Source organism: Streptomyces sp. JNUCC 64 (assembly GCF_054484115.1).
The window spans coordinates 825997-840290 of sequence record NZ_CM137015.1; the positions used below are offsets into that span (position 1 = coordinate 825997).

General features: G+C 73.1%; 12 protein-coding genes. 5 read left to right on the forward strand and 7 right to left on the reverse strand.

Features of this window, described 5'->3' with window-relative positions; translation table 11 throughout:
• Nucleotide 1 precedes the first annotated feature (1 nt).
• The 3 genes from ACVWNX_RS03170 to ACVWNX_RS03180 all read left to right on the forward strand — a co-directional run bounded on the left by ACVWNX_RS03170 (nt 2) and on the right by ACVWNX_RS03180 (nt 3444).
• Nucleotides 2-1234 (forward strand): KR domain-containing protein, encoded by a 1233-nt coding sequence (locus ACVWNX_RS03170; protein ID WP_454412317.1) that lies wholly within the window; start codon nt 2-4, stop codon nt 1232-1234.
• Between the two features lie 191 nt (nt 1235-1425).
• Nucleotides 1426-2745: a HEAT repeat domain-containing protein gene (locus tag ACVWNX_RS03175; protein WP_454412318.1), complete on the forward strand. Its 1320-nt coding sequence runs from the start codon at nt 1426-1428 to the stop codon at nt 2743-2745.
• A gap of 45 nt (nt 2746-2790) precedes the next feature.
• Nucleotides 2791-3444, forward strand: coding sequence for a DUF6073 family protein (locus ACVWNX_RS03180; RefSeq protein ID WP_454412319.1), 654 nt, complete (start codon nt 2791-2793; stop codon nt 3442-3444).
• A gap of 142 nt (nt 3445-3586) precedes the next feature.
• On the opposite strand, the gene ACVWNX_RS03185 is transcribed toward ACVWNX_RS03180, so the two are convergent.
• The 5 genes from ACVWNX_RS03185 to ACVWNX_RS03205 all read right to left on the reverse strand — a co-directional run bounded on the left by ACVWNX_RS03185 (nt 3587) and on the right by ACVWNX_RS03205 (nt 9045).
• The gene (locus tag ACVWNX_RS03185) at nt 3587-4378 is read right to left on the reverse strand and encodes a VOC family protein (protein ID WP_454412320.1); all 792 of its coding nucleotides are present in this window, start codon (nt 4376-4378) and stop codon (nt 3587-3589) included.
• Between the two features lie 260 nt (nt 4379-4638).
• Nucleotides 4639-5487, reverse strand: a complete 849-nt coding sequence (locus tag ACVWNX_RS03190) for a class I SAM-dependent methyltransferase (RefSeq protein ID WP_454414610.1) — start codon at nt 5485-5487, stop codon at nt 4639-4641.
• 198 nt (nt 5488-5685) lie between these two features.
• The gene (locus tag ACVWNX_RS03195; RefSeq protein WP_454414611.1) at nt 5686-6774 is read right to left on the reverse strand and encodes an NAD(P)-dependent alcohol dehydrogenase; all 1089 of its coding nucleotides are present in this window, start codon (nt 6772-6774) and stop codon (nt 5686-5688) included.
• Nucleotides 6775-6776: 2 nt separating this feature from the next.
• Complete coding sequence (locus ACVWNX_RS03200; protein WP_454412321.1) at nt 6777-8285, reverse strand: aldehyde dehydrogenase family protein; 1509 nt, start codon at nt 8283-8285, stop codon at nt 6777-6779.
• Between the two features lie 7 nt (nt 8286-8292).
• Nucleotides 8293-9045, reverse strand: a complete 753-nt coding sequence (locus ACVWNX_RS03205; protein ID WP_454414612.1) for a (5-formylfuran-3-yl)methyl phosphate synthase — start codon at nt 9043-9045, stop codon at nt 8293-8295.
• 409 nt (nt 9046-9454) lie between these two features.
• Here ACVWNX_RS03205 and ACVWNX_RS03210 point away from each other — a divergent pair, with 409 nt between their 5' ends.
• Both ACVWNX_RS03210 and ACVWNX_RS03215 read left to right on the forward strand, forming a co-directional pair.
• Nucleotides 9455-9853, forward strand: a complete 399-nt coding sequence (locus ACVWNX_RS03210) for a VOC family protein (RefSeq protein ID WP_454412322.1) — start codon at nt 9455-9457, stop codon at nt 9851-9853.
• On the forward strand, nt 9850-10728 hold the full coding sequence (locus ACVWNX_RS03215) for a sigma-70 family RNA polymerase sigma factor (RefSeq protein WP_454412323.1): 879 nt from the start codon (nt 9850-9852) through the stop codon (nt 10726-10728). Before ACVWNX_RS03210 ends, ACVWNX_RS03215 begins: the two co-directional genes overlap by 4 nt.
• A 148-nt stretch (nt 10729-10876) precedes the next feature.
• Here the strand turns inward: ACVWNX_RS03215 and ACVWNX_RS03220 are convergent, their stop codons facing one another.
• On the reverse strand, nt 10877-12814 hold the full coding sequence (locus tag ACVWNX_RS03220; RefSeq protein WP_454412324.1) for a tol-pal system YbgF family protein: 1938 nt from the start codon (nt 12812-12814) through the stop codon (nt 10877-10879).
• A gap of 996 nt (nt 12815-13810) precedes the next feature.
• Entirely contained in the window at nt 13811-14275 is a 465-nt protein-coding gene (locus ACVWNX_RS03225) for a hypothetical protein (protein WP_454412325.1), read from the reverse strand.
• Nucleotides 14276-14294 lie beyond the last annotated feature (19 nt).

Sequence of the window (14294 nt, forward strand, 5' to 3'; positions counted from 1 at the left end):
GTTGGACCGGCTCACCGTGCACCGCACCGTCCCCGGGCCCCCGGTCCCCCCGGGGACCGGTCCGCCGCGCTCCTGGGTGGTGCTCGGGGGACCCTCCCGGCTCGGGGAGCGGCTGCGCCGGGCCCGGGTGCGCCGGGGCGCTCCGGCCGTCGCCGTGGTGCTCGGCGACCACTACGGACCGGACGCGGACCGTGCCCTGCTGCGGGGGCTGGCCCTGCGCAGGACCCGCGGCTGGCCCCTGGCGCTGCTGCACCGGGGCGCGGGGGGCGGCAGTCTGCTGCGGACGGCCGCCCTGGAGGAGCCCGGACCTCCGCTGGCCACGGTGGAGCTGACCGCGCCGGGTGCGGAGGACGGCGCGGTCCTGGCCGCGCGGGCGGCGCTCGGCGACGACGGCGGGGGCGGCCACCGGGACCTGCTCGTCGACGGCGACGGACTGGTGTCCCGGCTCCGCTGGCGGCCGGCCGCGCTGCCGGAGGGGACGCCCCCGGTGGGCCCCGTCCTGGTCACGGGCGGACTCGGGGGGCTCGGGCTGCGGGTCGCGGCGGTCCTGGCGGCGAGCGGGGCCACCGAGGTGGTCCTGCTGGACGTGCTGCCACCGGCCGGGCTGTCCCGCGCGGACGCCGCCGTGCTGGCACGGCTGCGGGCACGGGTGCCGGGGCTGCGGGTGCTCACCGTGGACGTGACCCGGCGCGGCGCGGTGGCCCGGGCGTTGGGCGGAACGCGCCCGGCGACGGTGGTGCACTGCTCGGGCCGGGTCGCCGGGGGCCCGGTGAGCGGCTGTGCGCCGGGGGACCTCGCGGCCCTGCGGGAACCGAAGGTCGCGGGGCTGGAGAACGTCCTCGCGGCGCTGCCGCCGGGGTCCGCGCGGGCCCTGGTGTGCTTCGGCTCGGTCACCGCCCACCGCCCCCACCGGTCGATGGGGGCGTACGGCCTCGCCAACGAGGTGCTGCGGCGCCGGGCGCTGGCGCTCGCCCCCGGACTGCCCGGCTGTGCCGTGGTGGTGGCCGAGTGGTCGCTGTGGAGCGGTGCGGGGCAGGCCCACCGGATGGGCGTGGTTCCCGGAGCGGCCCGCCGGGGGATGCCGCCGATCCCCCTGCGGGCCGGTCTGGACGTGGTGACCCGGTTGCTGGCCTGGCCCCGGGGACCGGAACACGCCACCGCCCTGCTGATCACCCCGGCCGCCTACGGCGCCGCGCCCGCCGGGCTCCGGGAAGGACGGGCCGCGGACGGCTGACGGTCGCACGCCCTTCGACGGGCGGGCCGCGCCCGTTCCCCGGACGCCGGTCCCCGATCCCCAACTCCCCGGTCCCCGGTCCCCGGAGAGCCGATCCCCGAAAGCCAATCTCCGAGAAGCGCTCTCCCACCCCGTTCACTTAATTTGTTGATAACGACCAGTCGACCGACTACACGGGAGGAAGGGCTGGTATGGCCATCGATCTGCGCCGGAAGTCACCGGCGGACCTGGCGGAGGGCCGGACGAGCGGCTGGGCCGACAGCGTGACGGACCCGGTGCTGCTGGAGGACCTCGGCACCGAACAACGCGAAGCCCTCAACTTCGCCTACCGGACGACGCTCAGCAATGTGGACCCCCGGTTCGTCGCCGGTGATCCCGCCGCCTGGGCCAGCGACTTCGGCTACGCCCTGGACCGCGTGGCGGTCCGGCTGGACAACCGCGCCAACGAGGAGCTGCGCCGGGCCGCCCTGCACCACCCCGACCCGGCGATGCGGGAGCAGGCGCTCTTCGAGTACGCGGACCGCGACCACGCGGACGCCATCGAACTGCTGGCCGAGGCCATCCGCCGCGACACCGACCGCCAGGTCCGCTGGGACGCGCTGTGGGCGGTCGAGAAGCTGGGCGGTCCGGAGGCCATAGCGACGCTGCGGCAGTTCCTCGACGACCCCGACCCGGAGATCGCCGAATGGGCGAAGCTGTTCATCAGCGAACTCCAGACCGGGGACCCCGCCTTCGACGACCGCGAGGGGAGCCACACCCCGGGCCGGACCTTCGACGAGACCATCTTCCTGCTGATCCACTGCGATCTGTACGTCCGTCTCGACTCGTCCAACCAGCACTGGGGCAAGCTCTCCCTCGCCCCCCAGGGGCTCGCCCGCGTCTACGGGCAGGCGCACGCGTGCCCCAACGTCGCCACCCGCGAGAAGCAACTGGTCATCGCGAAGACCATCGAGGGACTGCACGCCGACGGCACCCCGCACGTGGACAACTACCTGTTCCGGGGGTTCACCGAGCGCAGCCGGCGCGACCGCGGCAACTTCTTCTTCGAGTCGCTCGTCCCCCGGCCGTTCTTCAAGTCCGGGCGCGCGGACGACCCCTCGGAAGGCGTCCGGGAGGCCAACATCGGCTTCGCCCGGTACGGAACCTGGCACCTCGAACCGAAGTTCCAGATCCACGGCGAACCCGCCATCCGGTACGTGCGCGGGCGCTTCCAGGGCTGGGGGCACCTCAACCTCGCCCGGATCGCCGGACGCCCGCTGGAGGAGGTCCTGGTCCCGGGGAACGGCGTGCTGTCCACCCTGCACGACCCCGAGGTCGGCCCGATGACCAACGCCTTCATCCTGGGCACGTTCAAGGGCAAGCTCAACGACTGGGACGGCGACGGGGTGATCGACCTCAACTCCCGGGACGTCTACTCGACCGCCGACGGCGACATCGACACCGACCAGGACGGCGTCCCCGACCAGCCCGGACTCACCTGCTGCGACTGGACCAGCAGGCAACTCCCCTGAGCCACCGACGGCCGTGACCTTCCCATCCGAAGAAAGGCAACTGCGATGACTGACGCGGCATCCCGGCCCACCACCGTGTACGGCCGTCCGGTCACCACGGAGGGCGTCCCCAACCTCTACGAGGGCACCGCGGTGGCTCCGTGGACGCCTCCGGTGCCCGGCATCGACAACCTCGGCATCACCTCGGTCGACACCTTCGCCGTTCCCGGTGTCGGCGAGTACACCGTCGACTTCAGCGGCTACGTCCGCGTCGTCCGGTCCGAACCCACCTCCGAGGAGTGGTCGACGGCCGAGGTCTACACCAACCTCATCGAGATGAAGATGGTCGGCGAGTGCCCCGAGCTCGGCCCCATCACCGTCACCCTCAACCCGGACTGCCTCTCGGCGGGCCAGATCCGCACCCCCTTCGACCCGTACGCGGGCGAGGGGCCCTCGGCCAAGGCGTGCCGGATGGCGGTGGGCGCCATCTTCGACATGCCGAGGCTCGGTCTGAAGCTGGTGAACAAGGAGCCCATCATCCTCACCATCGACGACGTGCGGCAGATCCCCCCGTCGGGTTCGCCGGGGAAGGGGCAGATCTACCGGATGCTGCCCCTGCACGACAGCCGGCGGCTGGACGACTCCCCGGTCGCCTACGTGACCAGCCTCCGCTTCACCATGGGCGGGTACACCACGGTGGAGGCCATGGCCGCCCGTTGACGGCCGCCGCGCCCCACGGCCCCGGCCACCGACCCGTTCCGCTTCCGTCCCGCGCTCCCGCCCCGTCCCCCGTCCCGGTCGGACGGGGCGGGAGCGCGCGGTCGTGACCGCCGCTGCGGCAGGCGGGGCGGGGGGACCGGGATCAGGCCGGGGGCGGGCTGGTGATGACCGCGAACGGCGCTCCGAACGGGTCGAGCAGCATCGCGAAGCGGCCCACCGCCTCGGCGTCCATCGCCGGGATGATGACGGTGGCTCCCCGCTCCGCGGCCCTCGCCACCGTGCCGTCGCAGTCCTCGACCTCGAAGTACGGGTGCCATTCGGAGGTCGATCCGGCGTCCAGGTTGTCCTGGAGCAGCTGCATGAGGCCGCCGTGCATGGTCCCGTCGCCGCCACCGGCGGGCCCGGCGATGGTGTAGACGATCCCGTCGCCCATGGGCACGTCCCGGGTGTCCCACGACAGGACGGCGCCGTAGAAGTCCTTGGCGGTCTGGCTGTCGGTGGTGTAGAGCTCGATCCAGCTGACGCTGCCCGGTTCGTTGACCAGGTCCAGCCCGTCCGTGTCCCGGGGCTCCCACACCGCGAACTCGGCGCCCGTGGGGTCGGTGAAGCCCGCCATCCGTCCGGCCGTGAAGACGTCCGTCGGGGGGAAGCGGACGGTGCCCCCGGCCCGCTCGACGGCCCGGGCGGTGGCGTCGGCGTCCACCGTGCGGAAGTACACCGTCCACGCGGAGCCGGCGCCCTCCTCGGTCAGCGGGCCCACGGCGCCCACCGTCCGCCCGTCCTTCCGCAGGAAGCGGTAGCCCCCGGCCTCCGGACCGGCGGAGACGGAATCCCAGCCGAACACCCCCTCGTAGAAGGCGGTGGCCGCGTCGGTGTCGGGGGTTCCCAGATCGAGCCAGTTCAGGCCGCCCGGGACCTGAGTGGAGGTCAGCACGGGGTGCTCCTTTCGCCGGTGGTGCGCTCCCGGACCGAACGGCCCGGGAGCTCGGCATCAGGGTGGCACCGGGGGGCGCGCGGCGGAGCGCGCCGGACGGTCCGGGTCAGCCGTTCGGCTCCGTCCGCCGGTTTCCCGCACCCGGCGGACGGTGCGAGGGGCTCTCCTCTCCGCGTGCCCCGTGGAAACCCCGTCACCGTGTCGAGGCCGAGCGCCGGACGGGAGCCGAGGGAACGGGCGGGGCGGGGCCGTCCGGATCGTCATGGACGGGGTTTCTCCGCGAACGTCCACCGGTTGCCCGCCAGCGCGTCGTTCCCCTCGGGCAGCGGTCCACGGCCGTGGCGGCGGGTGAAGTCGAAGGGGGTGCGGACCGTGGTGGACCAGCCCCGGGCCGCCAGGTCCCCGGCGGAGTCGGGGCGCGGCTCCCGGACGAACAGGGTGAGCAGGTCGATGCCGATCTGCTCGGCCGTCGCGGTGTAGAGCGGGCTGTTCCGGTACTCCCACAGGTCCTTGTCGAGCTTGACCTCGAACGCGAGCGCGCTGCCCCGCGCGCTCAGCCGGTGCACCGCCTCGATCAGCCGGGTCTCGACGGCTGCGGGCAGATAGAACAGCAGCCCCTCGGCGAGCCAGACGCTGGGCGCGGACGGGTCGAACCCCGCGTCGGTGAGGGCCGTGACCCAGTCGGCGCCGAGATCGGTCGGGACGGGCGTCCGGGCCGCCTTCGGGACGGCCGTGAGCCCGTCGAGGACACCGTGCTTGAACGCCAGCACCCCTGCCCGGTCCATCTCGAAGACCCGGCAGCCGGAGGGCCAGTCCAGCCGGAACGCCCGGGTGTCCAGTCCCGCCCCCAGCAGGACCACCTGGCGGACGCCGGTGTGCGCGGAGCGGAGGAGGAAGTCGTCGAAGACCCTCGTCCGCAGCCCGAAGTAGCGGGCGAACCGGCCCCAGAGCGGGTTGGCGTCCCCGTCCCGGGCCTGGTGGAGACGGACCGGCCACCCGGCCGACGCGGGGGCGGCGCGCACGAAGTGCTCCGCGTAGACGTCCTGGGCCAGGGAGTCGTGGCGGTGGGTCTCGATGGCGCGCGCGGCGGCGACCAGGAGGGCCGTCACCCCGACGCCCCCGTCGACGCCCTCCGTGCCGTCCGCCCCTCCCCCGGTCCCGGGGGCTCCCCCCGCTTGCGCGGTTTCCGTTCCGGTGTTCCCGGGCGTCGTCGCGTCGAGCACATGTCCTCCTACGGGTGAGGGGGTCGGATGGTCCGTCCGCTCCGGGGCGCCGTCGCGACCGGGGAACGGTCCGGGGAACGCGGTCTAAGGGATCAGGACGGGCTTGACCACGCGGCCCGCCTCGCAGTCGCGTTCGGCCTCGTTGATGTCGGCGAGCGGGTAGGTGCGGATCAGTTCGTCGAAGGGGAACCGTCCGGCCCGCCACAGTCCGATCAGCCGGGGGATCAGCAGTCCCGGCACCGCGTCCCCCTCGCAGATGTGGGAGATCCTCCGGCCCCGGTCCAGGGTCCCCGGTTCGAGCGGCAGGGCGGTGTGGAGCCGGGCCACCAGACCGAGGTGGCCGGTGGGGCGCAGGGCCCGGAGGGCGTCGTTGATCAGCCGGGCGGAGGCCGTGGTGTCGAGGGCGTGGTGGGCGCCGCCGTCGGTGAGCCGTCGGATCCGGCCGGGCAGGTTCGGGGAGGAGGCGGGCAGCGGGACCGCGCCGAACCGTTCGGCGAGGGCCAGCCGTCCCGGGTGCCGGTCGACGGCCACGGTCACCGTCCCCGAGGCAGTGGCCGCCATCACCGCCGCCAGGCCCACCGCGCCCGCGCCCAGCACCACCAGGGTGTCGCCGGGGCCGGTCGCGAAGGAGTGGAGGACCGCCCCGGCGCCGGTGAGGAAGCCGCAGCCGAGCGGCCCCAGCAGCGCGCCGGGCAGCGCGGGGTCGACCCGGACGGCGTTGCGGGCCGGGACCACCGCGTACTCCGCGAACGAGGACTGGCCGAACCAGCGGGGCGCCAGCGCGGCCCCGGCCGCGTCGGTGAACCGGGCGGAGTGCTCGGCGCGCCCCCCGAAGAGGTTGAGCGAGGCGAACGACTCGCAGTAGGCGGGGGCGGCGTCCAGGCAGCTGCGGCAGTGGCCGCAGGAGTCGAAGCTGAGGACGACCCGGTCGCCCTCGGCGAGACCGGTGTGCGGGCCGCCGGTCTCCACTACGGTCCCGGCGCCCTCGTGGCCGAGCACGGCGGGCAGCGGGGAGCGGCCCGCCGAGCGCCGGACCGCGAGGTCGGTCCGGCACATCCCGCAGCCCTCGACGCGCACCAGGACCTCGTCGGCGGCCGGTCCCGTGGTGAGGAGCACGTCCTCCAGGACGAAGGGGCTGCCCGGGGTGCGCAGCACCGCCGCGCCGAACCGCATCGTCACGTCCCCTCCCCCGGGCCCTGCCCGGGAACCTGCCCGGAGCGCTGCCCGGAGCCCTGCCCGGGGTCGTCCTCCTCCGGGCGGTGCACGACGAACGGCTGGAGGTTCCCGTAGAGCCCCCAGGGGCCGCCCGCGACGCCGACGCCGCTGTCCTTGGTGCCCGCGAACGGCTGGGCCAGGGAGAGTTCGGCGTGATGGTTGATCCACGCCGTTCCGCACTCCAGCCGGTCGGCGACCGCCGCGGCGCGGTCGGGGTCGGTCCCCCACACCGAGCCGCCGAGCCCGAAGCCCGTGCCGTTGGCGGCCTCCACGGCCCGGTCGAGGTCGGTGTACGGCAGCACCGGCAGCACCGGGCCGAACTGTTCCTCCGTCACCACCGCGCTGTCGGGCGGGACGTCGGCCAGGACGGTCGGGGCGTGGAAGTAGCCCGGGCGGTCCAGCCGGTGGCCACCGGCGGCGGCCCGGGCGCCGTCCGCCAGCGCGCGGGCGGTGAAGTCCTCGACGCGGGCCAGCTGGGGGGCGTTGTTGACGGGGCCCAGCCGGGTGTCCGGGTCGAGTCCGGGGCCGACGACGACGTCCTTGGCGCGCTGCGCGAGGGCCTCGACCACGTCGGAGTGCAGCCGGGCCGGGACGTAGACGCGTTTGACCGCCATGCAGACCTGTCCGCAGTTGCGGAACGCCGCCCAGAACAGCCGGTCGGCGATCCGTTCCACGTCCACGTCGTCCAGCAGGACGGCGGCGTCGTTGCCGCCCAGTTCGAGGGTGACCCGGGCGAGCGTGGCGGCCGCCGCCCCGGCGACGGCCCGCCCGGTGGGCACCGACCCGGTGAAGGTGACGTGGCGGACGCCCGGGTGGGAGGCCAGCCGGGCGCCGAGGGGCTCGTGTCCGGTGACGACCGTCAGCACGTCCTCGGGGAAGGCGGCGGAGAGGACGGAGACCAGCCGCCGGGTGGCGAGGGGGGTGAACGGGGACGGTTTGAGCAGCACCGTGTTGCCCGCGGCGAGCGCGGGCGCGAACTTGGCGGCGGCGAGCTGGAGGGGGAAGTTCCACGGGACGATCGCGGCGACCGGTCCGAGTGACCGCCAGCGGACCTCGCCGCGCACCGGGCGGCCGTCCGTCAGGGGGACGGGTTCGGGGACCAGCTCCGCGAAGAAACGTATCCGCGCTACGGTGCGGGCGACTTCCGCGAAGGACTCGGCCAGCGGTTTGCCCTGTTCACGGGTGAGCAGGGGGGCCAGTTCCGGTCCGGCGGCCGCCACCGCGTCGGCCGCCGCGAGCAGGGCGGCGGTACGGGCGGCGGGGTCGGCCCGCCAGCCCCGCCAGGCCGCGCGGGAGCGCCCGACGAGGGCGTCCACCTCGTCCGGCCGCTGGTCGGGGGCGTCCGCGAAGGGCTCCCCCGTCGCCGGGTCGACGACGGTGAGACGCTGTTCCGGGGCGCCGGGGGGACGGCGGGCGCCGGACGGTTGGCCGCCGTCGGACGCGTGGCTGCTGCTGTGACGTTTCGTCATCCGTGGTTCAGTCCGTGGCGGTGACGGTCGCGTGCTCGCGGGCGTGCCGGTCCATCTCCGCCCGGAAGGCCGCCACCAGACGCGGTTCGATCCTTCCGGTGGTGCGGTCGCCGCCCTCGCAGACCGCGCCGCGCACCCCCACGATGTCGGTGCCGATGCGGGTGAGCACTCCGAGGTCCTCCGCCTTGACGCTGCCCGCGAGGGCGGCGAGCAGCCCGGCCCGGTGGGCACGGCGGACGAACTCCTCGCAGTCCTCCGGCGGCACGTGGTCGAACAGCCGGGTGCCGTCCTTGACCGCCGTGTCGAGCATGGCCGCGTCGGCTCCGGAGCGCAGCGCGATGTCGGGCAGCGCGAGCGGGTTGACGCAGCCGATCCGATGGGCGTCGGCGTAGCCGGAGGCGACGACCAGCGCGTCCGGCCGGTGGTCCTTGACCGCCCGGACGACCCCGCGCATCACGTCGACGGCCTGTTCGGGGGTGGCGCACCCGTAGAGGCCGACCTTGATGTACGTCGCTCCGGAGACCACCGCGCCGAGGGCGGCCTGGGCCACCGTGCCGGGCTTGTAGGGCACGTCCCCCACGGTGGCGGAGACCGGCTTGTCCGCCGGGACCACGTCACGGATCTCCCGGATCACCCAGGGGAAGTTGGCGCCGAGCGAGCCCTCGTCGGGCTTCTTGACGTCGACGATGTCGAGGTGCGCCGCCGCCTTCGCGCAGTCGAGGGCTTCCTCGACCCCGTCGGGAGAGATGAGGAGCAACAACACGGACCCCTTCCACCGCGCGTCCGCCGGCCCGTGGACCGGGGCGCGCGAAAGTCGTACGGATCACTCGCGGTCCGCTCATCATCACCACGGCGCCCGGGCCGTCGGTAGGGCGCACGGATCCCGGACGGAGAGCACCTCCGCGCGGGCGGGTGCGCCGTACGCACCGGATCACGCTTCGCGGGGCGTCCAGGCGGCGGGGGCGCACGACCGTCGGACGGGTCCCGTCCCCGTCGGACAAGTGCCGTCCCTGTCGGGCAGATCCCGTCCCCGTCCCACCGCCCGCTCCGGGCACGCCCGGACCACCGTCCGCACCGCCCCTGTCACCTTCTCCCGTCCGCACGCGTCAAGGGGGTGAACGGCCGGACGACGGACGGCCGCCACACCGACGAACGAACCGGGAGAGCGGATGCTGAACAACCTCATGTACGTGACGGTCCACGTCACCGACCAGGACCGCGCGCTGGAGTTCTACACCGGAGGACTCGGTCTGGAGAAACGGATCGACTTCCCCGGCCCCGACGGACGCTTCCTCACCGTCGGCGTCCCCGACAGCACGGTGGAGATCGTCCTCTGGCCGCACCCGACGGCCGTGGCACCACCGGACGGCGGCACCGGACGGCCCGCGCCGCTCGCCCCGGTGGTCCTGGAATCGGACGACCTGCGCGAGGACTTCGAGGCCATGCGACGACGCGGTGTGGTCTTCGAGCAGTCCGCGCCCCGGGACTACCCGTTCGGGGTCCTCGCCGAGGCGGTGGACCCGGACGGCAACCGGATCTCGCTCCGTCAGCGGGGGAAGAAGCGGTGACCGCCCGGCCGCCGGACCTCCTCGCCGAGGCGTTCGAGACCGAGCGCGACCGGCTGCGCGCCGTCGCGTACCGGGTGCTGGGGTCGCACGCCGACGCCGAGGACGTGGTGCAGGAAGCCTGGACGCGCCTCGTCCGCCAGGACGCGGCGGCCGTCGACAACCTGGCGGGCTGGCTGACCACCGTGGTCGGCCGCCTCAGCCTGGACGTCCTGCGGGCCCGCCGGGCCCGCCCCGAAACCTGCTCTCCGGACCCGCTGGTGGTGCCCCTCGACGAGCCCGCGCCGGACGAACGGGCGGTGCTGGCCGACTCGGTGGGCCTCGCCCTGCTCGTCGTACTCGACTCGCTGACCCCGGGCGAGCGTCTGGCGTTCGTGCTGCACGACGTGTTCGCGGTCCCGTTCCGGGAGATCGGCACGGTACTCGGCAAGTCCGCCGACGCGGCCAAGACGCTCGCCAGCCGTGCCCGCCGCAAGGTCCGCGACCCGGACCGCGCGGTGGGCCCCGGCCCTGAACACCGCGAAGCGGTAAGGGCGTTCCGCGCCGCCGCCCTCGACGGCGACTTCGCGGCACTGCTGCGCGTCCTCGACCCGGATGTGCGGCTGAGCGTCGACACCCCCGACGGCGTGGTCGTCACCCTCGGCGCCACCGGGGTCGCCGCCGGGGCCCGGAGGTTCTCCGGCGAGGCCGCCCGCCACCGGCCGGTCCTCGTCGACGGGGTCCCCGGTCAGATGTCCTGGCGGTCCGACGGCACCCCGCTCTCCGTCATCGCCTTCACCGTCGCGGACGGCCGGATCACCGGCATCCGCATCGTCGTGGACCCGGCGAAGCTGGCCTCGGTCGGACTGACCGCCCCGGCCGGGGCGGGTCCGGTGTGAGTCCCTGTGGGCCGGGGCCGCGTGAGCCGGGCCGGGCGGGCGAGGGACCGAGGGCATGCGGGGAGCCGGGTGGGTCGGGGTGGGGCCGCCCGCGGACGGTACGCGGGCGGCCCCACCACGGGGCACGCCGAGAGACGGGACGGGCGGGCTAGAACAACGAGGTCACGTACAGACAGTTGGTGTAGCTGTACCCCGGTTGGACCTTCTGTCCGCTGGTCTGGGTGTCCCCCAGGGACGTGATCGTGCCGGACCGCTTCTGGAGGAAGTGGTAGGTGCCGGCGGGCAGCAGCAGGGTCGTCTTCGGATACTTCGAGGACGGTCCCGAGCACGCCTTGAACTTCGCGGCGCGCGCCACCACGCTGGGGTACTTGGCGCACTTCTTGCACGCCTTGAGGGTGACCCGGCCGCTGACCGGACCGGTGTAGAGCAGTTCGACCGCGCCGGGACCGTCGTTGCTGACGACCATCACCATCCGGGACCCGCCGGGCGCCTTGGCCGGGGGCAGCTTCTTCCCGGCTTTGGGCTCCTCCTCGGCCACCTCGGCGGCGATGGCGATGGAACGGGCGTGGGCGGCCCGCGAACTGTCCGGGTAGTCCTTGGCGTAGTCGGCCATGGTCTTCCGGGCGTCGGCGAAGTCCTTGTCCTTGAACTGGTCGGTGCCGCAGGCGAAGTGGCCCTTGCGGACCGCGGACGCGGCGTCCTTCTCGACGGCGCCGACGGCGGGGTCCGTCATCAGCCCGAGGGAGGTGCGGAGCGCGCGCAGCTCGCCGGTGGCGTCACAGGGGGAGTCGCCGTCGGCGACGGCGGTCGCCCTGGTCCTGACCGCCGCGCGGAGGGCGGGCACGACCTTGGCCGCGTGCGGGGACTCAGGGAAGGTGTCGTACAGCGCGTTGAAGCTGTCGCTCGCGGCCGGAGTGGCGGTGGGCGACCCGAGCGCGGCGATCCCGCACTCGTAGAGGGAGTGCGCCAGCGGGTCCTCGACCTTGGTGGGCCGGGTCCCGAGGAGGTCCTCGTCGACGCCGGACAGCGTCCTCAGGAACCGGAGCGGGGCGACGGCCTCGCAGTAGGCGCCCTTGGCGTACGGCGTCGAGACCTTCTCGTAGTAGGTGTCCAGGCGCGCGGGGACGAGCTTCCCGGCCCGTGAGCCCGGGTGCCCGACCCCGAGGTCCCGGTACGCCTCGACGGCTTTCCGGTAGATCGGCTCGGCCTTGTCGAAGGCGATGCCGTCGGCGGACTTCACCAACTCGTCGGCTTCGGCGAGCTGTTCGAGCAGGGCCTGTTCCCGCGCCTCGTCACGGGCGGACCCGTACGCCAGCGAACCGCCGACGGGCACCGCGAGCAGCACCAGGGCGACCGGGAGCGCGAGGCGCCGGAAGGTGTCGCCGAGCCGGAGCGGCGCGCGCAGCCCGCGCCGGGCGCCGTCGGCGGCGGCGGCCAGCAGGAAGACCCCGTACCCCACGAGGAGCCCGGTGGGGACGCCGTCGACATCGGCGGGGAGGGCGACCACCAGCAGGGCTGCGGTGGCGATCCAGCAGAGGGCGACACCGATCCACTGCCGCAGGAGAACGTAACCGAGCCCCAGACAGGACAGGTTGAGAAGCCCGACGGCGACCGCTTGGGCGGGGTTGGGCGCGGTGAGTGGGGTGGGTGTGGCGGCGGTGGCCGGTGGGGTGCCTGGCGGGGGGCCGTAGCCGTAGCCGGGCGGGGTGCCAGGGGGCGGGCCGTAGGTTGGGGGCTGCCCGTGGCCGGGCGGGATACCTGGGGGCGGACCGTAGCCGGGGGGCTGTTCGCTGCCGGGCGGAGTACCCGGTGGTGGACCGTAGCCGGGGGGCGGGCCGTCCGCCGAGGGCGGCTGAGCACCGTGCCCGTGGTTCCCGTCGTGGGCGGTGGGTGCGGTGTGCCCGGGCGCGTGCCCGGGTCCGGCCGCGTGGCCGGGTGCGGGTGGGGCGGTGGGCGGCGGCGGTGCGGGCCACGGCTCGGGGCCCGCACCGCTGGGCGTGGTGGGGGGCGGAGCGGGTGGCTGGCCCGGCGGCGGGCCGGAGGAGGGTGACGCGGTGGGCGGTGGGCCCGGTTGCTGAACCGGCAACGGCGTACCGGGCGGCGGGGTGACGGGTAAGCCGGGCTGCTGTTGGCCACTCTGTGGCGAGCCGGGCTGCTGGTCGCCCGACGGCGCACCGGGCGGCGACCCTGAGGGCAACGGCGCCCCGAGCGGCGGGGCCGGTGGCCCGAAGCCCGGCGCGGACGGAGGCTCAGGCGGGGGCGGGGGCGCGGCGTTGGGCTCGCCCTCCGCTCCGACCGCCGCCCGCTGCTCCGTCGGCCCTGCGGGACCTTCGTCTGATCTGCCGTCCCCGGTCGGCCGGTCGGCCGACTCGGGAACCGCGTCGTTCGGCTCTGCCCCCACCGTGGTTCCCCCTCGTGGGTCCATGCGCGGTGGCATCCCACCGGCGCCTCATGGCATCTACCCTCCAGGGTTCCCCGCACACGCGTCCACCGATCCGGGAAGCGGTGACCAAGCTGGGACTGATCGTTTACGGGTTCCATCGCGGCAAACGAGCCCAACGTCCGCCGTGTCCGCTCCATAATTCCCGGAACTCGACCATCACCCTACTCCTAGAGCAAAGCGCCGGCCTCATTGTTATGAAGCGTCAAGCCATCGACATCGTCGACCGTTCCCTCCTGCATGAAATTCGCAGAGGTCGCACCTATATTCCTGGGCACGCAGTCAATCGGAATTCTTAAATTGACTCTTCCGACACTCCACCAACCCCGACGAGACCACACCTTCTTAGCCATTGAGAGAACCTCAGAAAGATAATCTGTCTGCACTTTCTCAGATCAGCAACGACTTTGGGCTCCATTGCTTTTCGTGGCTGCGTCGCGAAACCTGTTACCCTTGCCTCCGCCCATACTGTCAGGGGATCTCCGATTAACACCCTCGACAGCACCCCGGGAGCAATCGATGACTCGAATTAACCCACCGGAGTCGCCACCCACTGACGCCGCCTTCACTATTTCCGCCAAAAACGCCGGAGACTCCATCAGAAACTTCCATATCTCACCTTGAATTCATTTCAAGCCCGACTCACCCCGGCAAGATTTTCCGAATAACTGGATTTTCACCCAGGCCGGGAATTTCCGAAGTTAGACATGAATATACCTCCCGAAGGAAAACAGCGAAACCATCTACAACCTCCCCGGGCTCAACAGGGATTCGCCAATCCCGCTTCGATGAACTTACGAAAACACGATCACCATCGAACCGCAGATGGATAACTTCTTCACTTTCCGTGAACCCAAACGCGGCATCTTCTCTCACAGAGATGCGATTCACCACTTGAGAGAGAGAGAAGGCTAGATCGACGAGCGTCACAAACCTTCTCTTCGAGATGACCTCAACGCCATCAATGACCATCTCTACATTGGCGCCGAAATAATTATAGCGAAGGTCTATCTCTGCAATATTCGCAGGGCCGACCTGCCGGGCAGCTTCCCACGTCTTCCGCCATGGCGAGTCAGCCCCCGGAGGGGAAAAAGAAAGATGAATCACGCTTCCTCCTTACGGGAGC

Coding starts and splice junctions, on each gene's coding strand:
- ACVWNX_RS03175 (WP_454412318.1), top strand. CDS start 1,426: ATGGCCATCGATCTGCGCCGGAAGTCACCGGCGGACCTGGCGGAGGGC.
- ACVWNX_RS03180 (WP_454412319.1), top strand. CDS start 2,791: ATGACTGACGCGGCATCCCGGCCCACCACCGTGTACGGCCGTCCGGTC.
- ACVWNX_RS03195 (WP_454414611.1), bottom strand. CDS start 6,774: ATGCGGTTCGGCGCGGCGGTGCTGCGCACCCCGGGCAGCCCCTTCGTC.
- ACVWNX_RS03200 (WP_454412321.1), bottom strand. CDS start 8,285: ATGACGAAACGTCACAGCAGCAGCCACGCGTCCGACGGCGGCCAACCG.
- ACVWNX_RS03210 (WP_454412322.1), top strand. CDS start 9,455: ATGCTGAACAACCTCATGTACGTGACGGTCCACGTCACCGACCAGGAC.